Consider the following 22,760-nt stretch of genomic DNA (forward strand, 5'->3'; position numbering starts at 1 on the left):
TGATGGGGAGAGTCTGGACAGCCTGTGTGGGGGATTTATGTGGGCAATGTGGAGACTGTGTGGAGATGCAGCACCACGTGCACACCGCCCGGCACATTGCCGATCTGCAAGGTGCCGCCGTGCAGCTTCATGACTTCCTCGACAAAGTTGAGGCCCAGGCCGGTGCTCTTGCGTCCGCTTACGGGACGCGGCAAGGAATAGAAGCGCTCGCTGAGGCGCGGCAGGGCATAGTCGGGGATAGGCGCGGCCTGATTGAACAGGCTCACCTGCACGTCGTTGTGCAGCGTCTGTGCGCTGAATCTCAACACGCCACCGGGCGGTGTGAAGTCCAGCGCGTTGTCCAGCAAGTTGCCCAGTGCCTGGCGCAACAGGAAGGGCTCGCCAAACACCTTCACATCCGCCGCAATCCCTTGCTCGACGTGCAGCCCGGCGCCTTCGATTCGCGCACATTGGGCGTTGAGTACGTCATCGACCAAGGCCGCCAGCGGGATACTCGCCTGCGCCTCCAACCCCTGGCGTTGCTCCACCTGCGCCAGGTTCAGCAGACGTTCGATCAACTGCTGCAGGCGCGCGCTTTCGCTGTCGATATTGCCGACGAAGCGCTGCTGCTGTTCGCGGCTCATCTCGCCCTGCAACAGCTCGGCCGCGCCGCGAATCGCTGCCAGCGGGCTTTTCAATTCATGGGTCAGGGTGTGCACGTAATGTTCGACGTAGGCCTTGCCCTCCAGTTGCGTGCGCATGTGCTCGACGGCGGTGGACAGCTGCTTCAGCTCGCCGCCGCGATAATGCGGCAGCTCTGCCCTTCGGCCTTCACTGACGGCTTCGGCGTAGGCGGTCAGGCGACGCAGTGCAACGCTCAGCCACCACGACAGCAACGCACCGAGCAACAGGCCGAGGATGACCAGGCCCGCGCCGTACCACAGCAGGCGGCGCTCAGTGCGGTCGACATACGGCTGCAACGAGCTGTTGGGCTTGGCCACGGTGACCACGCCGATGATCTGCCCGTTATCACGGATCGGTGCGCCGACGTGCATCACCGATGAGGTGGGGTCATCCGCTGCGCTACGGGTGGAGCGCGCGCCGTATTCGCCGCGCAGGGTCAGGTAGACGTCGTTCCACTTCGAGTAGTCCTGGCCCACGGCTTCGCCCGTGGAGTCGAGCAGCACGGTGCCTTTGGCGTCGGTCACGTAGATACGGTGGTTGACCTGGTTTTTCGCCAGCCCCCAGATGGTCGCGCCGGGCTGGCGGTTGCCATAGGCCTTGAGTAATTCGGGCCAGTGGCTCTGGCCGAGGGTGCCGTGCTTCACGTCATCGCGCAGGATTTCGGCCAGCAGGTTGGCGGTGTCCACCAGGGTTTCTTCAGTGGACTGGCGCACGCCGGGGCGGATTTCCTTCATCACGGTGCTGAGCACGAAGTAACCGGTGAGGCCGATAAACAGCGCATACACCAGGAAAATCCGCAGCCCCAGGCGCATCAGCTGTTGCTCGGGCTGTAGCTGTAGCCGAGGCCGCGATGGGTCTGGATCGGCTCGGCATCGGCGGCCACGCTGCGTAACTTGCTGCGCAGGCTCTTGATGTGGCTGTCGATATTGCGCTCGTAACCGGCGTCGGCCGCCACGCCCACCGCGTCCAGCAGCTGCTCGCGGCTGAACACCCGCTCGGGTTGCTCCAGCAGGCTTTGCAGCAGGCGGAATTCATGCCGGGTCAGGCTCAGGGGTTGGCCGCGATAGCTGATTTGCATGCGCTCCAGATCGACCTGGAACAGCGCCGGCGCCACACCAGGGCCGACGCGCTTGAGGATCGCCCGCACCCGCGCCGCCACTTCCCGTGGGCTGAACGGCTTGACCACATAATCGTCGGCGCCGATCTCCAGCCCCACCACGCGGTCGATCTCGCCATCCCGCGCGCTGAGGAACATCACCGGCACTTCACTGAAACGGCGCAATTGCTTGCAGGTTTCAAAACCGCTGATGTCCGGCAGGCCGATGTCGAGGATGATCAGGTCGGCCGGGGTCTGGCGCTGATGGGCCAACGCCTCCTGGCCGAGGCTCAGCCAAGTGGTGGTAAAGCCCTCGCCTTGCAGGGCGAATATCAGCGTGTCGGCTATCGCCGCTTCGTCTTCGACAATCAGGATGTGGGGCATGGGTTCAAATCAGCAGTCCGGTTTGTCGGCAGTGTAGCGACGGGCCGGGTTTACTGCTGCGCCAAATTCACGCAAGGCCTTGGCGCCGATCAGCAACGGGTAATTGAAGCTGCTGCGGTCGGTGAGGTTGACCTCGACGGTACGCTTGACGTTGCCCAGGCACATTTCCAGGTCGATCACCGGGCGCTTGGTCACAGAGGCTTCGTCTTTTTCGTCGTCTTCGTCGGCGCGGCTCTTGATCTTGCTGATGCGCGAGACCTTGTGTTCGTAAACCTTGTTGGTAGCGTCCTTGCCGCCGAGGCGGAAGCGCACCCAGTCGTCACCGTCACGGGTGAAGGTCTCGATGTCACGGGCCGACAGCGAGGCGGTCAGCGCGCCGGTGTCCATTTTGGCCTTGAAGGTTTCGCCGATCTCCGGCAACTGGATGTATTCGTAGCGACCGTAAAGGGTCGGCTCGGCGGCCATGACAGGCAGGGCAACCAGGGCGAGGGAGGCAAGAAGCAGTTTCACGAAGTGATTTCCTCGGAAAGAAGTAGGCGGATTCTAGACCGCAAAGACAGCACTTAGTTAGTCACGCCCACCATAACTGGCACATTGTGAAACATTCGTACGGCCATTTGCGATTTGGCCTCTAGACTCAGCTTGCTTATGATGGCCCGCCCACAAGATTCCAAGAGTTACTTATGCGCCGCCTGCTCACCGGCTGTTTGGTTTCACTGCTGCTGTTGCTCAACACCCTGGTCTTGATCGGGCCGCTGCTGGTGTTTGCCCTGCTCAAACTGGTGGCGCCCGGGCGCTATCGGGACTACGCCTCATGGGCGGTGATGTGGATTGCCGAGACCTGGGCCGAGATCGACAAGCTTATTTTCGCCTTGTGCATCCCCACCCAATGGGACATTCGCGGCGGCGACGAGCTGCGCGGCGACACCAGCTACCTGGTGATCAGCAACCACCAATCCTGGGTGGACATCCCGGCGCTGATCCAGGCCCTCAACCGCCGCACACCGTTCTTCAAATTCTTCCTGAAAAAAGAACTGATCTGGGTGCCCTTCCTGGGCCTGGCCTGGTGGGCACTGGATTACCCATTCATGAAACGCTACACCAAGGCGTTCCTGGCCAAACACCCGGAGCTGGCAGGGCAGGATTTAAAGATCACCAAGGAGGCGTGCGAGCTGTTCAAGCGCCAGCCGGTGACCGTGGTCAATTACCTCGAAGGCACGCGGTTCAGCGAGGCCAAGCGCAAGCAGCAGGCTTCGCCATTCACTCACTTGCTCAAGCCCAAGGCGGGCGGCGTGGCGTTTGTGCTGGCGGCAATGGGCGAACAGCTGGACGCCGTGCTCGACGTGACCGTGGTCTATCCGCAGCAAAAGATTCCGGGGTTCTGGGATTTGATCAGCGGCGCGGTGCCCAAGGTGATCATCGACATCCAGACCCGTGAGCTGGACCCGGCGTTGTGGCAGGGGGATTACGAGAATGATCCGGCGTTTCGCCAGACCGTCCAGAACTGGGTCAACCAGCTCTGGACGCAGAAGGATGCGCGCATCGAACAACTGCGCGCGGAGCGTATTTAGCTACCGGTGCCCCAGGCCTGGGCCAGTTTACCCAGCAGCGAGCTGTTGGCGCCCTGCCCGCCCAGGTATTGCAGGATCACCGGGGCAAACTGGCCGACCATGCCACTGTCCATCCCCAGCGCACTGAACGCGGTGTTCAGGTCGCTGGTGTTCTTCACGTTACCCAGCAGGCCGTCCAGGCCGCTGGTCTTGCTGCCGCCGGCCTGGCCGAGCATCCCGCTCAAGGCCCCGAGGCTGCCCAATGCATTGTTACCCGACAGTTGGTCGAGGCCCGGCACGCTGTTGCCCAGCTGCGAATAGTCGTTGCCGCTGAGTTTGTTCTTGGCCAGGCCCAGCATCGCGCCGGTACCGCCGACGGCCTGCTCGGGAGTGATGTTCAGTTGCGAGGTCAGGGCGCTGAGCAGGCCGGCCGTCTCGGACGACGGTGCAGCAGCTGCGGCCTTGTTATTGCCCCCTTGCATGCCGGAAATGGCATTGGCCGCGTCGCCAAGGCTGAACCCTGCGGCAAACACCGGGGTGGCGGCCAGGCTCATCAGGCAGGAAAAGGCGAAACCGCGTGAAATCTTCATCGAGACAACCTCTGGGTGTAGGGGGTGAAAGCAGGCGTTTGACTGGGTATCCGGCGCATTGTTCCGGGCGCCCCAGGAACCCAATGGCCAGGTCAGAGTCCATGAAACAACGTCAAAAACTTGCCAGGAAACAGCCCTATGAGCGCGACCCGTCCCCAAGTGATTGAGCCCAAGCCCCCCTTCTGGAGCCGCCCCCGTCTGTTTATCGGTGTGTGCGTGGCCATAGTCGCCGGCCTCGGCGGCGCGTTTTACACCCAGGACAACGTCAAGTCCGCCGCCACCCTGATCACCACCACCCAACAGCCGGCGGCGCAGATCATGGCGCACAAGGATTACCTGGAAGTGCAACCCATCGCCATCACCGCACCCGCGCCGGACCAGAGCCTGGAACTGTGGGCGATACCCGACGGCGGCAAGCCCGTGTCACTTGGACTGATACCAAAGGATGGCGAGGGCATCATCGGCTTGAACCCGAGGCAGCAGGCCTCGATCAGCAAACCGGTGGAATTGATGGTGAGTGCGGAGAGCAAAGGCGGCTCAGTGAGCAAGCAACCGACGGGACCGACCGTCTATCAGGGGGCTTTGGCCAACCGCTGATGTTCCAAACACCACAACCCACTGTGGGAGGGGGCTTGCTCCCGATGGCGTTGAGTCAGCCAGCAAATAGGTAACTGACTGAACGCTATCGGGAGCAAGCCCCCTCCCACATTTGGGTTTTCGTATGCCTGGGATTTACGCCGCACTAAACAACTTATGCGGATCAATCACAAACTTCTTCGGCACGCCCGCATCGAACTCGCCGTACCCACGCGGTGCGTCATCCAGGCTGATCACCTGCACACCAACGATCTCGGCAATGTTGATACGGTCCCACATGATCGCCTGCATCAGTTGGCGGTTGTACTTCATCACCGGCGTTTGCCCAGTGTGGAAGCTGTGGGATTTTGCCCAGCCCAGGCCGAAGCGGATGCTCAGGCTGCCCATTTTCGCGGCGGCATCCACAGCACCTGGATCTTCGGTGACGTACAAGCCAGGGATACCGATCTTGCCCGCCACGCGCACCACGCCCATCAGTGAGTTGAGCACTGTGGCCGGGGCTTCGGCCTTGACGCCGTCGTGGCCGTGGCCGCGGGCTTCAAAGCCTACGCAGTCGACGGCGCTGTCCACTTCGGGCTCGCCGAGCAGCGCGGCGATTTGTTCGTGCAGGGGGGTGTCGGTGGACAGGTCGGCAATTTCAAAACCCTGGGCCTTGGCGTGGGCCAGGCGGATCGGGTTGACGTCGCCGATGATCACCACCGCGGCACCCAGCAGGCGTGCAGACGCGGCAGCCGCCAGGCCGACCGGACCGGCACCGGCGATGTACACGGTGCTGCCAGGGCCAACGCCGGCAGTGACGGCGCCGTGGTAGCCGGTGGGGAGAATGTCGGAGAGGCAGGTCAGGTCACGGATTTTCTCCATGGCCTTGTCGCGGTCCGGCAGTTTCAGCAGGTTGAAGTCGGCGTACGGCACCAGCACGTACTCGGCCTGGCCGCCGGTCCAGTCGCCCATGTCGACGTAGCCGTAGGCACCACCGGCACGCGCAGGGTTGACGGTCAGGCACACGCCGGTGTGTTGCTCTTTGCACGAGCGGCAGCGCCCGCAGGCGACGTTGAAGGGTACGGAAACCAGGTCGCCGATTTTCAGGTTTTCGACGTCGCTGCCCTTCTCGATCACTTCACCGGTGATCTCGTGACCGAGCACCAGTCCGGTCTGGGCAGTAGTGCGGCCGCGCACCATGTGTTGGTCGGAGCCGCAGATGTTGGTGGAGACCACGCGCAGGATGACGCCGTGCTCAATCTTCCTGCCACGGGGATCCTGCATTTTGGGATAGTCGATTTTCTGTACTTCGACCTGGCCGTTGCCGAGATACACGACACCACGATTACCAGACATGCTTTCACCTCGCTGTTGTTTTTATGGAACTGCGTTGCCCTCTTGGGTGGGCAGCGCGTTGAGTGCTCGGGTACAGATGCTGTTGCTTGTGTTGTTTGTCAGGGCCTCATCGGGGGCAGTCAGAGCACCACAGTCCTATTGGCGTTCAAAAACACCCGTCGCTCAATGTGATACCCAACGGCCCGGGCCAAGGTCAACCCTTCGATGTCCCGCCCCTTCGCAATCAAATCCTCGGGATAGTGACTGTGATCCACCACCTCCACACCTTGGGCGATGATCGGGCCTTCGTCCAGGTCGTTGTTGATGTAATGCGCCGTGGCACCGACCAGTTTCACCCCCTTGTTGTACGCCTGGTGATACGGCTTGGCGCCCTTGAACCCCGGCAGCAACGAGTGGTGGATATTGATGGCCTTGCCGTCCAGCTTGCGGCACAGCTCCGGCGACAGCACTTGCATGTAACGCGCAAGGATCACCAGTTCGGCGCCGGTATCTTCCACCACTTGCCACACCTGACGCTCCTGGGACGGTTTGTCGTTAGGGTCGAGGGGGAAATGGTAGTAGGGAATTTGATGCCAGTCGGCCAAAGGTTTGAGATCGGGATGGTTGGACACCACCGCGACCACGTCCATCGACAGTTGCCCGATACGCTGGCGGTACAGCAGGTCGTTGAGGCAGTGATCGGCCTTGGAGACCATGATCACCACTTTTGGCCGGTAGTTCGGCGCCGTCAGCTCGAAGATCATGCCAAAGGCTTCACCCCGCGAGGCCAGGCCGTCGCGGAACGCCTGTTCGTCGAAGCCATCCGGCTGACGGAATTCCACGCGAATAAAAAACCGGCCCGAGAGGCGGTCATCGAACGAATGGTGCTCGGTGACGTAACAGCCCTGCTCGAACAGGTAGCGGGTAACCGCGTCCACCGTGCCGAGCACGCTGGGGCAGTCGGCGGTCAAAATCCATGTATCGGGTGCGCGGCTCATTACAGTTAACTCCTCATACAGCGATGCTGCTTACTGTAGGAGCGAGCTTGCTCGCGAAAAATCCAAGGGCGCCGCGTTCATTCAGGATGCGCGCGTTATCGTTGACGTTTTTCGCGAGCAAGCTCGCTCCTACAGGGTCATATCAGGCTTGAACGCTCAGGCCAAATTCGGCCGAGGCGTCCTGCAACCACAACCACCAGTAATCCGAGAAGCTGCGACGAATCACCAGCTCCCAGGTGTCTTCAGCGGTATGGCGAATCACCAGCTGCGACTTGGCGAACACCGTGCCCACCGCCTTGCCCACCGGGAAGTTGTTGGGGTGCACGTCATAGCTGGTGGACTTCATCAGCACATCGCGCACGTTCGGGCCGCTGAGTTCGAGGATTTGCTGGCCGCCGCTGACGTTGACGACTTGGATATGCAGGTCACCCAGGGCGGCGCGCAGGTTTTGTTCGGCGGCGAATTCCTCACCGCCTGGCACGATCAGCAACCACTCATCCGGGCCGAGCCATTGCAGGCTGGTTTCACCTTTGACGATGACCTGCAGGGCGCCAGGCAGTTCGATGCCCAGGGCCTTGTGCACACCGGCGGCGAAGGCCGCGTCATGGCCGTCGCCACGGATCGTGAGATGACCAAGCAATTTCTTTTCGCGCACGGTCACGCCGGCGTTCTTGCGGCCCTTGCCGACCAGGCTGGCGAGGTCGGCATGGTGCAGCGACGACTCGGCCTTGGCACCGGAGGTGGGGCGTTGCTGGTAAACATTGGCTGCTGTCATGGAGCACCTTTCCTGAATTCTGTTGTGAGGCTGATGGCCTCATCGGGAGCAAGCCCCCTCCCACATTTGAAAGTATTCACACATCAAAATGTGGGAGGGGCGGTGCGACGATTCGACTTGCTCCCGATGGCCGCGCCGCGGTCTATCAGATGTTCTGCCGATCACCCTTAGGATCAAAGAACACCGAAGACACAATCTCCGCCTCGATCACGCTGCCATCCGCCTGGGGCGAGAACACCCGCTCACCGATGCGCTTCAAGCCACCCTTGACCACGCCCATGGCAAACGAATAACCCAGGGAGTTGTGCGCGTAGCTGGAGGTGACGTGACCGACCATCTTCATCGGGATCGTCTGCTTCGGATCGAACACCAGTTGCGCGCCTTCCGGCAGCCACACGTTCGGGTCGATCGGCTTCAAGCCCACCAGTTGCTTGCGCTCTTCACGCACACAGTCTTCCCGGTTCATGCCGCGCCAGCCGATCCACGAGAACGGCTTGGTGCGACCGACACACCAGCCCATGTTCAGGTCGTCCGGGGTCATCGAGCCGTCAGTGTCCTGGCCGACGATGATGAAGCCCTTCTCGGCCCGCAGTACGTGCATGGTTTCGGTGCCGTACGGGGTCAGGTTGTACTTCTTGCCGGCCGCGACGATCTGTTCCAGCACGCCCATGGCGTAGTCGGCCTGCACGTTGACTTCGTACGACAGCTCACCGGTAAACGAGATACGGAACACCCGCGCCGGTACGCCACCCACCAGGCCTTCTTTCCAGGTCATGAACGGGAAGCCGTCCTTGTCCAGGTCGATGTCGGTGACTTCCGCCAGCAGCTTGCGGCTGTTGGGGCCGGACAGGGTCATGGTCGCCCAATGGTCGGTGACCGAGGTGAAGTACACCTTGAGGTCCGGCCATTCGGTCTGTTGGTAGATTTCCAGCCACTGCAGCACACGGGCGGCGCCGCCGGTGGTGGTGGTCATCAGGAAGTGGTTGTCGGCGAGGCAGGCGGTAACGCCGTCGTCGAAGACCATGCCGTCTTCCTTGCACATCAGGCCGTAGCGCGCCTTGCCCACGTCGAGCTTGGTCCAGGCGTTGGTGTAGATGCGGTTGAGGAACTCACGGGCATCCGGGCCCTGGATATCGATCTTGCCGAGGGTGGACGCATCCAGCAGGCCGACGCTGTCGCGCACGGCCAGGCATTCGCGTTTCACCGCAGCGTGCAGGTCTTCACCGTTGCGCGGGAAGTACCACGGGCGTTTCCATTGGCCGACGTCTTCGAACTCGGCGCCGTTTTTCACGTGCCAGGCTTGCAGGGCGGTGTAGCGCACCGGCTCGAAGATGTGCCCACAGTGCCGGCCCGCCACCGCGCCGAAGGTCACCGGCGTGTAGTTGGGGCGGAACATGGTGGTGCCCATCTGCGGGATGGTCACGTTCAGCGAGCGCGCGGCAATCGCCAGGCCGTTGACGTTACCGAGCTTGCCCTGGTCGGTGCCGAAGCCCAGCGCGGTGTAGCGCTTGACGTGTTCCACCGACTCGAAACCTTCGCGGGTGGCCAGTTCGATGGCGGCGGCGGTGACGTCGTTTTGCAGGTCGACAAATTGCTTCGGCGCCCGTGCGGTCGCTTTCTCGTGAGGCACCTGGAACAGCGCCAGGGTCGGCTCTTCCAGACGGCTCAAGGCTTTTGGCAGCGTACCTTCCACCGGGGCAAAACCGGCGTCGCTGGCGGCGCGCACGCCGCCTTCAAAACCATCGGCCAGGGAATCGCCAAGGCCGTAGACGCCGTTGATGCCACCGACGCACACACGTTTCTGCGGGGCTTCGCCCGGTACAAACCCGAGGATGTCTTCGCGCCAGGTCGGCTTGCCGCCCAGGTGCGAGGCCAGGTGGACCACCGGGCTGTAGCCGCCGGAGCTGGCCACCAGGTCGCAGTCCAGCCATTCGCCGGGGCTGGTGACTTTATGCGCCTTGACGTCGATCGCGGCGATACGCGCAGCGGTCACGCGCTTGGTGCCACGGGCCTCGATCACGGCGCTGCCGGTGAGGATACGAATACCTTTGGCGCGGGCTTCTTCAACCAATGCACCGCGTGGGTTGTGGCGCACATCGGCCACTGCCACCACTTGCAGGCCCGCATCCAGCCAGTCCAATGCAACGCGGTAGGCATGGTCGTTGTTGGTCGACAGCACCAGTTTCTTGCCCGGTGCCACGCCGTAGCGGCGCACGTAGGTGGACACCGCACCGGCCAGCATGTTGCCCGGCACGTCGTTGTTGCCGTACACCAGCGGACGCTCGCACGCACCGGTGGCCAGCACCACGCGCTTGGCACGTACACGGTGGATACGCTGGCGCACCACGCCAATCGGCGCACGGTCACCGAGGTGGTCGGTAAGGCGCTCGTGGATGGTCAGGAAGTTATGGTCGTGGTAGCCGTTGACGGTGGCGCGGGGCAGCAGCACCACGTCCGGCAGGGCTTTCAGTTCGGCGATGACACTGGCGACCCACTCGGTGGCCGGCTTGCCGTCGAGGCTTTCGCGGGAGTCGAGCAGCGAACCACCGAACTCTTCCTGCTCATCGGCAATGATCACCCGCGCACCACTGCGTGCTGCAGCCAGTGCAGCGGCGAGGCCGGCAGGGCCGGCGCCGACCACCAGCACGTCGCAATGACGGTTGAAGTTGTCGTAGGTGTCCGGATCGTTCTCGGTCGGCGAGCGCCCCAGGCCGGCGGCCTTGCGGATGTACTTCTCGTAGGTCATCCAGAACGATTGCGGGTACATGAAGGTTTTGTAGTAGAAGCCCGGCGGCATCAGCTTGCCGCCGACCTTGCCGAGGATGCCCATCATGTCGTTGTTGACGCTCGGCCAGCCGTTGGTGCTGGTGGCGACCAGGCCCTGGTACAGCGCCTGTTGCGTGGCGCGCACGTTAGGGATTTGCGTGGCTTCGGTAGCGCCGATCTGCAGCACGGCGTTTGGCTCTTCGGCGCCGGCGGCAAAGATGCCCCGTGGGCGCGAGTACTTGAAGCTGCGGCCGATGATATCGACGCCGTTGGCCAGCAAAGCAGCGGCCAGGGTGTCGCCCTCGAAGCCTTTGTAGCTCTGGCCATTGAAACTGAAGGTCAGGACTTTGTTACGGTCGATCCGGCCACCGTTGGACAGGCGATTGATCTGGCTCATACCTTCTCTCCAGAGGCCTTGGCGGTGAACTGAGGCTTCTCACCGATCTTGTAGGTTTCAAGAATTTCGTAGGTCACGGTGTCGCGGGTCGCGTTGAAGTACTGGCGGCAACCGGCGGCGTGAATCCACAGTTCGTGGTGCAGGCCACGGGGGTTATCGCGGAAGAACATGTAGTCGCCCCACTGCTCGTCGGTGCAGGCATTCGGGTCCAGCGGGCGCGGGATGTGCGCTTGGCCGGACGCGTGGAATTCCTCTTCGGAGCGCAGTTCGCCACAGTGAGGACAGAAGATATGCAACATAGGGAATTTCTCCTGTTAGTGGGCGACGGCCGCAGCGCCGTGTTCGTCGATCAACGCACCGTTGTGGAAACGGTCGATGGAGAAAGGCGCCGCCAATGGGTGCATTTCACCCTTCGCGAGGCTGGCGGCAAATACGTTGCCTGAGCCCGGCGTGGCCTTGAAGCCACCGGTGCCCCAACCGCAGTTGAAGAACATGTTCGGTACCGGGGTCTTGGAGATGATCGGGCACGCATCCGGCGTGGTGTCGACGATGCCGCCCCACTGACGGTTCATGCGCACCCGCGACAGCACCGGGAACATCTCGACGATGGCCTGGATGGTGTGTTCGATCACCGGGTACGAGCCGCGCTGGCCGTAGCCGTTGTAGCCGTCGATACCGGCGCCGATCACCAGGTCGCCCTTGTCGGACTGGCTGATGTAGCCGTGCACGGCGTTGGACATGATCACGCTGTCGATAATTGGTTTGATCGGCTCCGACACCAACGCTTGCAGCGGGTGGGATTCGATCGGCAGGCGGAAGCCCGCCAGCGAGGCCATGTGCCCGGAGTTACCGGCGGTCACCACGCCGACGCGCTTGGCGCCGATAAAGCCCTTGTTGGTTTCCACACCGATGCACACGCCGTTTTCCTTGCGGAAGCCGATCACTTCGGTCTGCTGGATCAGGTCCACGCCGAGTGCGTCGGCGGCGCGGGCAAAGCCCCAGGCCACGGCATCGTGACGAGCCACGCCGCCGCGACGTTGCACGGTGGCACCGAGTACCGGGTAACGGGTGTTTTTCGAGCAATCCAGATACGGAATCTCGTCGGCCACTTGCTTGGCATTCAGCAGCTCGCCATCCACGCCATTCAGGCGGTTGGCGCTGACGCGACGCTCGGAATCACGGATGTCCTGCAGGGTGTGGCACAGGTTGTAGACGCCACGCTGGGAGAACATCACGTTGTAGTTCAGGTCCTGGGACAGGCCTTCCCACAATTTCATCGCGTGTTCGTACAGGTGCGCCGACTCGTCCCACAGGTAGTTGGAACGCACGATGGTGGTGTTGCGCGCTGTGTTACCGCCGCCCAACCAGCCTTTCTCGACCACGGCCACGTTGGTAATGCCGTGCTCTTTCGCCAGGTAGTAAGCCGTCGCCAGACCATGCCCGCCGCCGCCGACGATGACCACGTCGTAGACCTTTTTCGGGGTCGGCGTGCGCCACATCTTCTGCCAGTTTTCGTGGTGGCTGAGGGAGTGCTTGAAGAGGCCGAAGCCCGAGTAGCGTTGCATAGTCATTACTCCAAAACCGCGCTCAGCGATAAACCGGGAAATCAGCGCACAGGGCAGACACGTGCTTGGCCACGTTGGCCTCGACGTCGGCGTCGCCGAGGTTGTCGAGGATGTCGCAGATCCAGCCAGCCAGCTCGATGCACTGCGGCACCTTGAAACCGCGCGTGGTCACCGCCGGGGTGCCGATGCGCAGGCCCGAGGTCACGAACGGCGACTGCGGGTCATTCGGCACGGCGTTCTTGTTGACGGTGATGTGGGCGCGACCGAGGGCGGCATCCGCCTCTTTGCCGGTGAGGCCCTGACGGATCAGGCTGACCAGGAACAGGTGGTTATCGGTGCCGCCGGACACTACATCGTAGCCGCGTTTGATAAACACGCTGGCCATGGCCTGGGCGTTATCGATCACTTGCTGCTGGTAGGCCTTGAAACCGGGCTCCAGCGCTTCCTTGAAGCACACCGCTTTGCCGGCGATGACGTGCATCAGCGGGCCGCCCTGGGCGCCAGGGAAGACGGCGGCGTTGAGTTTCTTTTCAATCTCTTCGTTGGCCTTGGCCAGGATCAGACCGCCACGGGGACCGCGCAGGGTCTTGTGGGTGGTGGTGGTGACCACATCGGCGTACGGCAGCGGGTTCGGGTACAGGCCGGCGGCGACCAGGCCGGCGACGTGGGCCATGTCGACAAACAGCAGCGCGCCTACTTTGTCAGCGATAGCGCGGAAGCGTGGGAAATCCAGGGTCTTGGAGTAGGCGGAGAAACCGGCCACGACCATTTTCGGCTTGTGCTCCACCGCCAGGCGCTCGACTTCGTCGTAGTCGATCAGGCCGGTGTCGGTGTTGATGCCGTACTGCACCGCGTTGTACAGCTTGCCCGAGGACGACACCTTGGCACCGTGGGTCAAGTGACCGCCGTGGGCCAGGCTCATGCCCAGGATGGTGTCGCCCGCATTGATCAGCGCCAGGTACACGGCGCTGTTGGCGGACGAACCGGAGTGTGGCTGTACGTTGGCGTAATCGGCGCCGAACAGTTGCTTGGCGCGTTCGATGGCCAGGGCCTCGACCTTGTCCACGTGCTCGCAGCCACCGTAGTAGCGCTTGCCCGGGTAGCCTTCGGCGTATTTGTTGGTGAGGCCGCTGCCCTGGGCCTGCATCACACGCTTGCTGGTGTAGTTCTCCGACGCGATCAGCTCGATATGATCTTCCTGACGCTGCTCCTCGGCGTTCATGGCCGCCAGCAGTGCGTCGTCATATCCCTGGATCTGGTCTTGTTTGCTGAACATCGCGTCTCTCCCAGCCTTTCGTATTGTTGAGGCCCGTGCAGGGCCCTTTGATGCGATGGTAGGGCTGGCGCAGACAGGCCAAATGCCTGCGCACGCCACGCAAAGGTGCGTTTACGACATTAGAGGAGCGCCACGAAATAAATGTGGAATAGGGCTTGTGTGGGAGGGGGTCAGGCGATGATCTGACGGACCAGTAGCAGCAGGAGGAAATGCACTGGATATAAGGCATACGCCCAGCGGCGCATAGGCGGTGGCGAGACATTTTTGGCATGTCGCAATAAGACCAAGCCCGCCAACGGCGCGATCAGACACGCGACCAATCCCAGGAGCGCCACTGGCGTGGCGCTATTGAGCAGGATCTGCCATTGGTTGGCGGCCACGCAGACCCATCCTGGCAACACACTGAAGTACCAAGGCCGACGAAACACCAGCAACATCGCCAGTGGCAGCAACACACCAAAGAAACCGAACATTAAGTGCGACGAAAATACCGCCGCTATCGTGACGGCGATCAACGCCAATCCTCGATCAAAAAACGCCTTCTGCTGCCATCCTCGGGCAACCAGCAGCCCCAACGCCAAGGTGGGCAGCACGTTCAACGTATCGGCGTCCTCGATAAACAGCCGATACGGCACTTCGCTGATCACGCTGAACAGCAGCAGCCAGCCCAGGTAGCGCCACTGGCCGGTCACCGGCGCATTTCGGGCCCGGTGCAGGTTCGCCGCAATCGCCAGGCAAAACCACGGAAACGCCAGGCGCCCCGGCACATACAGGCCATCGAGGCTCAGACCGACATAACGCAGGTGGTCCAGCACCATGCTCAGCAGCGCCAGCCACTTGAGCAAATCCAAAGCGCCATCACGGACGCGTCCGACAGGCATCGTTTCAGAACCGTGCATAATTCCCCAGTGACTTTGCATTTACAGTGCGTGCGCAGCGCCAACCATCTTGGTTACAGTGCGCACCAACATCGACCACAGGAATGGGCCATGACCGACAAGAGCCAACAATTCGCCAGTGACAACTATTCGGGCATTTGCCCCGAAGCCTGGGCCGCCATGGAACAAGCCAACCAGGGTCATCAACGTGCCTACGGTGATGATGAATGGACCCATCGCGCCGCCGACGGTTTCCGCAACCTGTTCGAAACCGACTGCGAAGTGTTCTTCGCCTTCAACGGTACGGCCGCCAACTCCCTGGCGCTGTCCTCCTTGTGCCAGAGCTACCATAGCGTGATTTGCTCGGAAACCGCCCACGTCGAAACCGACGAATGCGGCGCGCCGGAGTTTTTCTCAAACGGCTCCAAGCTGCTCACAGCCCGCACCGAAAACGGCAAGCTGACCCCGGAATCGATCCGCGAGATCGCCCTCAAGCGCCAGGACATCCACTACCCCAAACCCCGCGTAGTGACCCTGACCCAGGCCACCGAAGTCGGCAGCGTCTACACCCCGGAAGAAATCCGCGCCATCAGTGCTACCTGCAAGGAACTGGGGCTGAACCTGCACATGGACGGCGCACGCTTTTCCAACGCCTGTGCTTTCCTCGGCTGCTCACCCGCCGACCTGACCTGGAAAGCCGGAGTGGACGTGTTGTGCTTTGGCGGCACCAAGAACGGCATGGCCGTGGGTGAAGCCATCCTGTTCTTCAACCACAAACTGGCGGAAGACTTCGACTACCGCTGCAAACAGGCCGGCCAGCTGGCCTCGAAAATGCGCTTCCTGTCCGCCCCTTGGGTGGGACTGCTGGAAAACGACGCCTGGCTCAAACATGCGCGTCACGCCAACCACTGCGCGCAATTGCTCAGTAGCCTGGTGGCGGATATTCCCGGTGTGGAGTTGATGTTCCCGGTGCAGGCCAACGGTGTGTTCCTGCAACTGTCGGAACCGGCGATTGCCGCGCTGACGGCCAAGGGCTGGCGCTTCTATACCTTCATCGGCAAAGGCGGTGCGCGGTTCATGTGCGCGTGGGATACCGACGAAGAGCGAGTAAGAGAATTGGCCGCAGACATCCGCGAAGTCATGGGCGCCTGACAATGACTCACTGATGTGCATAAAACAAATGTGGGAGGGAGCAAGCCCCCTCCCACATTTGGATTGTGTTGTGCCTGCTCGAGCAATCAGAACTCGATGCGCACATCGCCCTTCGGTACGCTGCAGCACGACAGGATGTAGCCTTCGGCTTCGTCTTCCTCGGTAATCCCGCCGTTGTGGTCCATCTCCACCTCACCGCCCAGCTTCATCACCTTGCACGTCCCGCAAATCCCCATGCCGCAGGCCTTTGGAATCAACAGACCAAGCTTGGCCGCCGCTGCGTGGACGGTCTCGCCAGGGGCGACGCGAATGCTCTTGCCCGAGGCGATGAACTCCACCTGATGCAGATCCGCCAGGTCGATTTCCGGGGCATCCGCCGCTTGCTCGGCCTGCTCCACCGCGTCGGCGCGGGCTTCCGGCGGCGTAGCGCCGAAGGATTCCTCGTGGTAGCGCGCCATGTCGAAACCGGCGACTTCCAACAGGCGTTTCACCGCATTCATGTAGGGCGTCGGGCCGCAGCAGAACACTTCGCGCTCAAGGAAGTCGGGCACCATCAGTTCGAGCATCTTGTGATTCAAGTAGCCGCGATAACCGGCCCAGGGCTCGCCCAGGCCATGCTTTTCGCAGATCAGGTGCAGGCTGAAGTTGTCGATCCGCGACGCCATATGCTCCAGCTCGCGGTGGTAGATGATGTCCTTGGGCGAGCGGGCACTGTGGATAAACGTCATGTCGACGTTGGCGTTGGTGTCGTAGAACCAGCGCGCCATGGACATCACCGGCGTGATCCCCACGCCGCCACTGAGGTACAGCACTTTCGGGCTGGGGAAGTCGATGGCATTGAACAACCCGACCGGCCCGTGCACCGCCAATTCCTGGCCTTCATGCAGGGTGTCGTGCAGCCAGTTGGACACCTTGCCGCCCGGCACACGCTTGATGGTCACCGAGAAGCTGTAGGGCACCGACGGCGAACTGGAAATGGTGTACGAGCGCATGATCGGCTGACCCTCGATCTCCAGCTCCAGGGTGACGAACTGCCCCGGCTTGAAAAAGAACAGGATCGGCTGGTCGGCCATAAAGCAGAAGGTGCGCACATCCCAGGTTTCCTGGATGACTTTGACGCAACGGACGATGTGCCGACCATTGGCCCAGGTCTGGGTGGTTACCGGATTCAGGAAATTATTGGACATGTTGTTCTCCACCGCCGACGTCGGCCTTATGGTGGCGATTCTGCGTAACGCGGGAACCGCCCATTTACCTATCTGCGACATTCACATACTTATCGCGACCAGCCCCCATGCCACGGGGGTTGCGCGTCGGGAACAGAGTGGGCCATGTCGCTCATGGATAAGGTTCGGCGCATCAGCAGCCCCACACTCGCTCCCAACAACGACGTTTTCTTTACGCCTTGCTGCAAACCTGATCAGCCACTATTCGTCGGCCACACAGAATGGCCTTGAGGACACACACGATGGACGTCACCGCAACCTTAAGCTTGGGCGATCCGCTGGAACCCGCACGCAAGGCCACCGCGCAAATGCTGCAAGAGCGCGAGCGCACGTTTTCGCTGCCGCAGCCGTTCTACTCTGATGAGCGGCTGTTTGATATCGATATGCAGGAGATCTTCCAGAAAGAGTGGTTGATCGCCGGCATGACCTGCGAAATTCCCGCCAAGGGCAACTACCTGACCCTGCAAATCGGCAAGAACCCGATCATCGTGATCCGTGGTGCCGAAGGCGTGGTGCATGCGTTCCACAACGTCTGCCGCCACCGGGGTTCGCGCCTGTGCACCAGCGACAAAGGCAAAGTCGCCAAGCTCGTGTGCCACTACCACCAGTGGACCTACGAGCTGGACGGGCGCCTGCTGTTCGCGGGCACCGAGATGGGTGCCGACTTCGACATGAAGCAGTACGGCCTCAAGCCTGTGAACGTGAAGACCGCCGGTGGCTACATCTTCATCAGCCTGGCCGAAAACCCGCCGGCCATCGATGACTTCCTGTCGACGCTGAACCATTACATGGAACCGTACGACATGGAAAACACCAAGGTGGCGATCCAGACCACCTTGTTCGAGAAGGCCAACTGGAAACTGGTGCTGGAAAACAACCGCGAGTGCTACCACTGCAACGCGTCGCACCCCGAACTGTTGAAAACCCTGCTGGAATGGGACGACGTCACCGACCCACGCGCCGACCAGGCGTTCAAGGACCACGTAGCCGCCTCTGCAGCCGCCTGGGACGCCGAGAAGATCCCTTACGCCCACGCCAGCTTCGGCCTGCGTAACCGCATCGTGCGCATGCCGCTGCTCAAGGGCACCGTGTCGATGACTCTGGACGGCAAGCAGGGCTGCGCCAAGCTGATGGGCCGCATCAAGAACCCCGACCTGGGCTCGATGCGCATCCTGCACCTGCCGCACTCGTGGAACCACTGCATGGGCGACCACATCATCGTGTTCACCGTGTGGCCGATCAGTGCCCAGGAAACCATGGTCACCACCAAGTGGATCGTGCACAAGGACGCCGTTGAAGGCGTGGACTACGACGTGGAGCGCATGCGCCAGGTGTGGGACGCCACCAACGACCAGGACCGTCGCCTGGCCGAAGAGAACCAGCGCGGGATCAACTCCACCGCCTACCAGCCTGGCCCGTACTCCAAGACCTATGAGTTCGGCGTGGTGAACTTCGTGGACTGGTACAGCGAGCGCATGTTGAACAACCTCGGCGCAGCCCCGGCGCCTTACCTCAAGGGTGTGGCTGCACACGAATAACCGATACCCACAACTCAAAACTGTGGGAGGGGGCTTAAGGCTTTTTGTAGGAGCGAGCTTGCTCGCGAAAAACTCACAAGCGCCGCGTTCATTCAGGAAGCACGCGTTATCGTTGACGTTTTTCGCGAGCAAGCTCGCTCCTACAAGAAGCGATGTACGCGACCGGCATTAGGGCCCCCTTCCACATTTGAACCTCACACTGCTTAATATTTGATCAACTCTCTCGCAGACCACTGGCAGCCTGCCCTCCAGCCTTTACCCAACAACTTATCCACAAAGCCACCCACAGCAATTGTGGGCAACTGCGCTATCCAACCAAAATTAATTGAAGAAAATCCGTGACTTATTCAAGTTGACGGTTCCAATGGCACATTGATCATTTATTGATCAAAACCCTACAAGCTACGTAGAACGTGACCTGTAGCGGTACGCAAACACCTTATCCACAGAACCGCCAACAGACTTTGGGGGCAACTTCGGCAGCGCTGTGGAAAACCGCGTCAAACCTTCATATACCAAGGGTTTCAGCTATATTCCTGGGGTTTAGCGGCAATTTGATCAATAAACAACCAGACGACGGAAAGCCTCTATTCATAAGGCCTGTAGCGGATAGCAAACATCTTATCCACAGAAGCGCCAACAGACTTTGGGGGCAACTCAAACCGCTGCTTCCTCCTTATCCACACAAAAAAGCACCAGAAAACCGTAACTTAGCTTGGTCGTTTTTCGTACAGGAGCTTGCAGGCCTTGATTTACGGGGCGTGTGGATAACCACCAACACCTTATCCACAGCCAGGCTCACAGCGTTTGTGGGTAACCGCACAACCTGTACAAAAAACACCCAGCATCTACACTCACCCTTGCAGTCAATTCCATGGCCTGGGTTAACGCGGAAGTCCTTGGCAGCCTGATCGGGAGGAAGAACGGTGATGTGGCAGGGCAAGCCCAGCCATCACTGCGCCAAAGGTTTTACGCTGATTGAATTACTACTGACGCTGGCCCTGCTGGCCACGCTTGCGACAGTGGCTTATCCGCTGACAGCATTGATGGGTAAACGTGATCGAGAACTGGACCTGCAACGTTCGTTGCGGGAAATCCGGCGTGCGATCGATGCCTACAAAGACGCCAGTGACGATGGCCGCATTGAAAAGAGCATCACCGACAGCGGTTATCCACCTTCCCTGCAGGTATTGGTCGACGGCGTAACGGACAACACCCATCTGCAAGGCAACAAACTCTATTTCCTGCGACGTATTCCCCGGGACCCATTCTGCGAGTGTCCCGAGCTGGCGGCTGACAAAACCTGGCAATTGCGCAGTTACAAGAGCAGCGCCGACAACCCACAAGAGGGAGAAGATGTATTCGACGTTTCATCCCGAAGCACCCGGGAGAGCTTGAATGGAACGTCATACAGCCAATGGTGATCGGGGTTTTACCCTGATTGAGTTGCTGGTGGTCATGGCGATCATCGCCACCCTCATGACCCTGGTCACCCCGCAGTACTTCCGCCAGCACACCAAGGCCCAGGAAACCGTGCTGCGCCACAACCTGTCTTCCATTCGCCAGGCCCTGGACCAATACCGCGAGGACCACAGCGCCAATCCCGAGTCCCTGCAAGCCCTGGTGGACCGTCGCTACCTGCGCGAGATCCCCATGGACCCGCTGACCGGCAGGCGTGACACCTGGCAACTGCAACCTTCGGACGAACAAGGCCTGGGCGATGTACGCAGCGGTGCCACAGGTGCCGACACGAACGGGAGCGCCTATGCAGATTGGTAGGCACAACCAGCAGGGCTCGGTGTTCATGGGCATGTTGGTGACAGTGGCCGTGGTGGCCGTGATGCTGATGGAAGTCGGCACCCTATGGTCCAGCGTGCTGCAGCGCGAACGCGAGCTGGAACTGCTGGCGCGGGGCAATGAAATCCGCCGGGCGATCGGGCTGTACTACGCCGCCGGCAACACCTACCCCAAGTCCCTCGACGACCTGGTGCTCGACCGTCGCCAACCCACCACCCAGCGCTATCTGCGCCGTGCCTACACCGATCCGCTGACTGGCAGCGCCGAATGGGGCGTAGTCGCGGGCCCAGGCGAAACGTTCATGGGCGTGTTCAGCACCGCCCAGGGCACGCCGTTCAAACAAGGCAATTTTTCAGCCATCAATCAGAGTTTTACAGGACAAGGCAGTTATCAAGGGTGGGTGTTTCTGTTTGGTCCTGGGCAGAACAATCCTGCAACCCGCATCGCTCCCATGGGAGTTCAGCCAACCAATGATGCCAATTGAATAAGCACACTGATCGTTCCAGCAGTTCGGAACTTGTTTATCTGGATTGAGGTGGATTAAGCATGAATAACTTACAGCGGTGCATCACACACTTAGCGAAATGGTTGTTGGCGGCGGTCTTGTTGGCACCGGCGCTGGTCATGGCCCACGGTGCGGTGGACAAGCCCATTGCACGGCAGGTCTATTGCAAGACGCTCCCGGATTTCTGGTCAGGAAGCCCGAGCGATAATGGATGTGCGGCCTTGGCCGCAAAAAGTGGACAGTATCCAGGCCAGCAATGGAATGAAGTGGCCCATTTGATCAGGCAACCGGGTTACAACGACCCTGAAATCGTCAAACGAGAAGTGCCCGATGGCAAACTTTGTTCGGCGGCTGACAGCAAGAAAGATGGCCTGAACATTGTGTCGGACCAGTGGCATCGCACCGACGTTACGCCCACCAATGGCATGATGGATGTGCGCATCATCGGCACTGCGCCACACGTGCCCAGTTTCGCGAAGGTCTTTCTCACAAAACCGGGCTTTGACCCGACCAGGTCGCCGCTGACCTGGAATGACCTGACGCTCATCCACACCCAGCAGTTCGAGCGCGCGCAAACCGACTGGGGCAATAATCCACCCATCATGTCGGGAGCCTCGGGGTACTTCAAGTTCGCTGTACCTATCCCATCGGGGCAAACGGGCAACGCCACGCTGTTCGTGCAGTGGCAGCGTATCGATCCAGCGGGTGAAGGGTTCTATAACTGCAGTGACATCAACATCGTCGGTGCCGGAATCCCGGAGCAGTGGGTCGATATCGGCCAATTCATCGATCAGGTCATGGAGACCCTCAAACCGGGTGACTCAGTCCACTTCCGCATCCTCGACAACACACCGGCGGCCAGGGAAGTGGTGGACATTACCCTGCCCATTACCGCGAGCAACCTCGACCCGAACATATGGGGCCAGCAATTGGCGAATCAGATCAACCCAAGCATTGCCAAGGTAGGAGAAAAAAAAACCGGCAATATTGTATTCAATACCAGCGATGCCAGCGCCAACTCGGTTTACACATTGGCGAAGGGTTACAGCCGTGCAATGGCGATCATCCCTGGCAGCGAAACCCCGACAAACCCTACGGCGCCTGTCGCGAAAATAACCGGGCCCACCACCATGCAATCCGGCCGGCCGTTTACCTTCAGCGCCAGTCAGTCCGTGGGGCACAACGGTCCATTGCTCTACAGCTGGACTGTTATCGGAATGAACCGGCCCTACAACCAGATGACTGTAAGCGGTGTGGCGGTTAACGTTCCTCAGCCGACGCAGCACGAGGTGCGATTGCTGGTACGGGACGAGCAGAATGGCAAGACCGGCCTGGCGCGGCAGACCTTTACCGTGACCCCTTCCAGTGGCGGCGGGGACTATCCGGCCTACAAAGAAGGCACTGCGTACAACGCCGGCGACATCGTGAGCAATAACGGCAAAAACTATAAGTGCAAACCTCACCCCTACACCGCGTGGTGCGCAGGCGCCGCCTGGGCGTATGCCCCCGGCACGGGCACAGCGTGGGACCAGGCCTGGGACGAAGTTCGATGACCCGCTCGAACGCATATTCAGTTACTGGATAAGCATAAGAGCCAAACGTTATAGGGCGCCTCACGGCGCCTTATATCGAGCAACGCTACAGTTGAAGATGTACTTGAATTGAAAAGGTTCTAACGCAGTCCTACCGGCGG

The 22,760-nt window shown here is 60.9% G+C and carries 21 protein-coding genes; 8 read left to right on the forward strand and 13 right to left on the reverse strand.

From position 1 onward, the window contains the following. Positions 1-35: 35 nt before the first annotated feature. Genes creC through BFP99_RS13955 form a run of 3 tightly spaced genes read right to left on the reverse strand, consistent with a single transcriptional unit; the run spans position 36 to position 2,653 of the window. Positions 36-1,475, reverse strand: a complete 1,440-nt coding sequence (creC, locus tag BFP99_RS13945; protein WP_065947478.1) for a two-component system sensor histidine kinase CreC — start codon at positions 1,473-1,475, stop codon at positions 36-38. Next, complete coding sequence (creB, locus tag BFP99_RS13950; protein ID WP_027605971.1) at positions 1,475-2,143, reverse strand: two-component system response regulator CreB; 669 nt, start codon at positions 2,141-2,143, stop codon at positions 1,475-1,477. Before creB ends, creC begins: the two co-directional genes overlap by 1 nt. 9 nt (positions 2,144-2,152) lie before the next feature. Next, positions 2,153-2,653, reverse strand: coding sequence for a retropepsin-like aspartic peptidase RloA2 (locus BFP99_RS13955; RefSeq protein WP_065925434.1), 501 nt, complete (start codon positions 2,651-2,653; stop codon positions 2,153-2,155). A gap of 173 nt (positions 2,654-2,826) precedes the next feature. Between BFP99_RS13955 and BFP99_RS13960 the strand changes: the two genes are divergently transcribed. Continuing rightward, positions 2,827-3,714, forward strand: a complete 888-nt coding sequence (locus BFP99_RS13960) for an acyltransferase (RefSeq protein WP_065947479.1) — start codon at positions 2,827-2,829, stop codon at positions 3,712-3,714. Here BFP99_RS13960 and BFP99_RS13965 read toward each other — a convergent pair. Beyond that, complete coding sequence (locus BFP99_RS13965; protein WP_065947480.1) at positions 3,711-4,283, reverse strand: DUF2780 domain-containing protein; 573 nt, start codon at positions 4,281-4,283, stop codon at positions 3,711-3,713. The two genes, BFP99_RS13960 and BFP99_RS13965, sit on opposite strands and share 4 nt — an antisense overlap. 138 nt (positions 4,284-4,421) lie before the next feature. Between BFP99_RS13965 and BFP99_RS13970 the strand changes: the two genes are divergently transcribed. Next, positions 4,422-4,880 (forward strand): anti-sigma factor, encoded by a 459-nt coding sequence (locus BFP99_RS13970; RefSeq protein ID WP_065925437.1) that lies wholly within the window; start codon positions 4,422-4,424, stop codon positions 4,878-4,880. Between the two features lie 135 nt (positions 4,881-5,015). On the opposite strand, the gene fdhA is transcribed toward BFP99_RS13970, so the two are convergent. The 8 genes from fdhA to BFP99_RS14010 all read right to left on the reverse strand — a co-directional run bounded on the left by fdhA (position 5,016) and on the right by BFP99_RS14010 (position 14,870). Then, complete coding sequence (gene fdhA / locus BFP99_RS13975) at positions 5,016-6,215, reverse strand: formaldehyde dehydrogenase, glutathione-independent (protein WP_053130983.1); 1,200 nt, start codon at positions 6,213-6,215, stop codon at positions 5,016-5,018. A 119-nt stretch (positions 6,216-6,334) separates the two neighbouring features. Next, positions 6,335-7,192 carry a formyltetrahydrofolate deformylase gene (gene purU / locus BFP99_RS13980; RefSeq protein WP_057702207.1) on the reverse strand — a complete coding sequence of 286 codons (858 nt, stop codon included), beginning with the start codon at positions 7,190-7,192 and terminating at the stop codon, positions 6,335-6,337. 142 nt (positions 7,193-7,334) lie between these two features. After that, on the reverse strand, positions 7,335-7,967 hold the full coding sequence (locus tag BFP99_RS13985; protein ID WP_027605977.1) for a sarcosine oxidase subunit gamma: 633 nt from the start codon (positions 7,965-7,967) through the stop codon (positions 7,335-7,337). Positions 7,968-8,112: 145 nt separating this feature from the next. Continuing rightward, positions 8,113-11,130 (reverse strand): sarcosine oxidase subunit alpha, encoded by a 3,018-nt coding sequence (locus BFP99_RS13990; protein ID WP_027605978.1) that lies wholly within the window; start codon positions 11,128-11,130, stop codon positions 8,113-8,115. Then, entirely contained in the window at positions 11,127-11,429 is a 303-nt protein-coding gene (locus BFP99_RS13995) for a sarcosine oxidase subunit delta (protein WP_003194855.1), read from the reverse strand. The genes BFP99_RS13990 and BFP99_RS13995 overlap by 4 nt, the downstream gene beginning before the upstream one ends. 15 nt (positions 11,430-11,444) lie before the next feature. Further along, positions 11,445-12,695: a sarcosine oxidase subunit beta gene (locus tag BFP99_RS14000; RefSeq protein WP_010207084.1), complete on the reverse strand. Its 1,251-nt coding sequence runs from the start codon at positions 12,693-12,695 to the stop codon at positions 11,445-11,447. Between the two features lie 22 nt (positions 12,696-12,717). Beyond that, positions 12,718-13,971, reverse strand: coding sequence for a serine hydroxymethyltransferase (gene glyA / locus BFP99_RS14005; RefSeq protein WP_065947481.1), 1,254 nt, complete (start codon positions 13,969-13,971; stop codon positions 12,718-12,720). Between the two features lie 170 nt (positions 13,972-14,141). Beyond that, positions 14,142-14,870, reverse strand: a complete 729-nt coding sequence (locus tag BFP99_RS14010; protein WP_065925441.1) for a TraX family protein — start codon at positions 14,868-14,870, stop codon at positions 14,142-14,144. A 90-nt stretch (positions 14,871-14,960) separates the two neighbouring features. Between BFP99_RS14010 and BFP99_RS14015 the strand changes: the two genes are divergently transcribed. Continuing rightward, positions 14,961-16,001 (forward strand): threonine aldolase family protein, encoded by a 1,041-nt coding sequence (locus BFP99_RS14015; protein ID WP_027605982.1) that lies wholly within the window; start codon positions 14,961-14,963, stop codon positions 15,999-16,001. Positions 16,002-16,087: 86 nt separating this feature from the next. Here BFP99_RS14015 and gbcB read toward each other — a convergent pair whose 3' ends face one another. Further along, on the reverse strand, positions 16,088-17,188 hold the full coding sequence (gene gbcB, locus BFP99_RS14020) for a glycine-betaine demethylase subunit GbcB (RefSeq protein WP_065925442.1): 1,101 nt from the start codon (positions 17,186-17,188) through the stop codon (positions 16,088-16,090). Between the two features lie 281 nt (positions 17,189-17,469). On the opposite strand from gbcB, the gene gbcA reads away from it, so the two are divergent. The 5 genes from gbcA (at position 17,470) to BFP99_RS14045 (ending at position 22,620) form a co-directional block, all read left to right on the forward strand. Then, complete coding sequence (gene gbcA / locus BFP99_RS14025) at positions 17,470-18,765, forward strand: glycine-betaine demethylase subunit GbcA (protein WP_065925443.1); 1,296 nt, start codon at positions 17,470-17,472, stop codon at positions 18,763-18,765. A gap of 929 nt (positions 18,766-19,694) precedes the next feature. Further along, entirely contained in the window at positions 19,695-20,189 is a 495-nt protein-coding gene (locus BFP99_RS14030; RefSeq protein ID WP_065925444.1) for a type II secretion system protein, read from the forward strand. Continuing rightward, on the forward strand, positions 20,164-20,544 hold the full coding sequence (locus BFP99_RS14035; RefSeq protein ID WP_065925445.1) for a type II secretion system protein: 381 nt from the start codon (positions 20,164-20,166) through the stop codon (positions 20,542-20,544). The genes BFP99_RS14030 and BFP99_RS14035 overlap by 26 nt, the downstream gene beginning before the upstream one ends. After that, positions 20,531-21,046, forward strand: a complete 516-nt coding sequence (locus BFP99_RS14040) for a type II secretion system protein (protein WP_256097731.1) — start codon at positions 20,531-20,533, stop codon at positions 21,044-21,046. The genes BFP99_RS14035 and BFP99_RS14040 overlap by 14 nt, the downstream gene beginning before the upstream one ends. A gap of 62 nt (positions 21,047-21,108) precedes the next feature. Continuing rightward, positions 21,109-22,620, forward strand: coding sequence for a lytic polysaccharide monooxygenase (locus tag BFP99_RS14045; protein WP_065947482.1), 1,512 nt, complete (start codon positions 21,109-21,111; stop codon positions 22,618-22,620). The last annotated feature ends 140 nt before the right edge of the window (positions 22,621-22,760 follow it).

The sequence above is a fragment of the Pseudomonas sp. 1 R 17 genome (assembly GCF_900067035.1).
GTDB classification, from domain to species: domain Bacteria; phylum Pseudomonadota; class Gammaproteobacteria; order Pseudomonadales; family Pseudomonadaceae; genus Aquipseudomonas; species Aquipseudomonas marginalis.

What these genes read in the sequence shown, in the direction of transcription:
- BFP99_RS13995 (WP_003194855.1), bottom strand. Translation starts at nt 11,429, where the DNA reads ATGTTGCATATCTTCTGTCCTCACTGTGGCGAACTGCGCTCCGAAGAG.
- BFP99_RS14030 (WP_065925444.1), top strand. Translation starts at nt 19,695, where the DNA reads ATGTGGCAGGGCAAGCCCAGCCATCACTGCGCCAAAGGTTTTACGCTG.
- creC (WP_065947478.1), bottom strand. Translation starts at nt 1,475, where the DNA reads ATGCGCCTGGGGCTGCGGATTTTCCTGGTGTATGCGCTGTTTATCGGC.
- glyA (WP_065947481.1), bottom strand. Translation starts at nt 13,971, where the DNA reads ATGTTCAGCAAACAAGACCAGATCCAGGGATATGACGACGCACTGCTG.
- gbcA (WP_065925443.1), top strand. Translation starts at nt 17,470, where the DNA reads ATGGACGTCACCGCAACCTTAAGCTTGGGCGATCCGCTGGAACCCGCA.
- BFP99_RS14045 (WP_065947482.1), top strand. Translation starts at nt 21,109, where the DNA reads ATGAATAACTTACAGCGGTGCATCACACACTTAGCGAAATGGTTGTTG.
- purU (WP_057702207.1), bottom strand. Translation starts at nt 7,192, where the DNA reads ATGAGCCGCGCACCCGATACATGGATTTTGACCGCCGACTGCCCCAGC.
- BFP99_RS13985 (WP_027605977.1), bottom strand. Translation starts at nt 7,967, where the DNA reads ATGACAGCAGCCAATGTTTACCAGCAACGCCCCACCTCCGGTGCCAAG.
- BFP99_RS14015 (WP_027605982.1), top strand. Translation starts at nt 14,961, where the DNA reads ATGACCGACAAGAGCCAACAATTCGCCAGTGACAACTATTCGGGCATT.
- BFP99_RS14010 (WP_065925441.1), bottom strand. Translation starts at nt 14,870, where the DNA reads ATGCACGGTTCTGAAACGATGCCTGTCGGACGCGTCCGTGATGGCGCT.
- gbcB (WP_065925442.1), bottom strand. Translation starts at nt 17,188, where the DNA reads ATGTCCAATAATTTCCTGAATCCGGTAACCACCCAGACCTGGGCCAAT.
- BFP99_RS14000 (WP_010207084.1), bottom strand. Translation starts at nt 12,695, where the DNA reads ATGCAACGCTACTCGGGCTTCGGCCTCTTCAAGCACTCCCTCAGCCAC.
- BFP99_RS13990 (WP_027605978.1), bottom strand. Translation starts at nt 11,130, where the DNA reads ATGAGCCAGATCAATCGCCTGTCCAACGGTGGCCGGATCGACCGTAAC.
- BFP99_RS14040 (WP_256097731.1), top strand. Translation starts at nt 20,531, where the DNA reads ATGCAGATTGGTAGGCACAACCAGCAGGGCTCGGTGTTCATGGGCATG.
- fdhA (WP_053130983.1), bottom strand. Translation starts at nt 6,215, where the DNA reads ATGTCTGGTAATCGTGGTGTCGTGTATCTCGGCAACGGCCAGGTCGAA.
- creB (WP_027605971.1), bottom strand. Translation starts at nt 2,143, where the DNA reads ATGCCCCACATCCTGATTGTCGAAGACGAAGCGGCGATAGCCGACACG.
- BFP99_RS13965 (WP_065947480.1), bottom strand. Translation starts at nt 4,283, where the DNA reads ATGAAGATTTCACGCGGTTTCGCCTTTTCCTGCCTGATGAGCCTGGCC.
- BFP99_RS14035 (WP_065925445.1), top strand. Translation starts at nt 20,164, where the DNA reads ATGGAACGTCATACAGCCAATGGTGATCGGGGTTTTACCCTGATTGAG.
- BFP99_RS13960 (WP_065947479.1), top strand. Translation starts at nt 2,827, where the DNA reads ATGCGCCGCCTGCTCACCGGCTGTTTGGTTTCACTGCTGCTGTTGCTC.
- BFP99_RS13970 (WP_065925437.1), top strand. Translation starts at nt 4,422, where the DNA reads ATGAGCGCGACCCGTCCCCAAGTGATTGAGCCCAAGCCCCCCTTCTGG.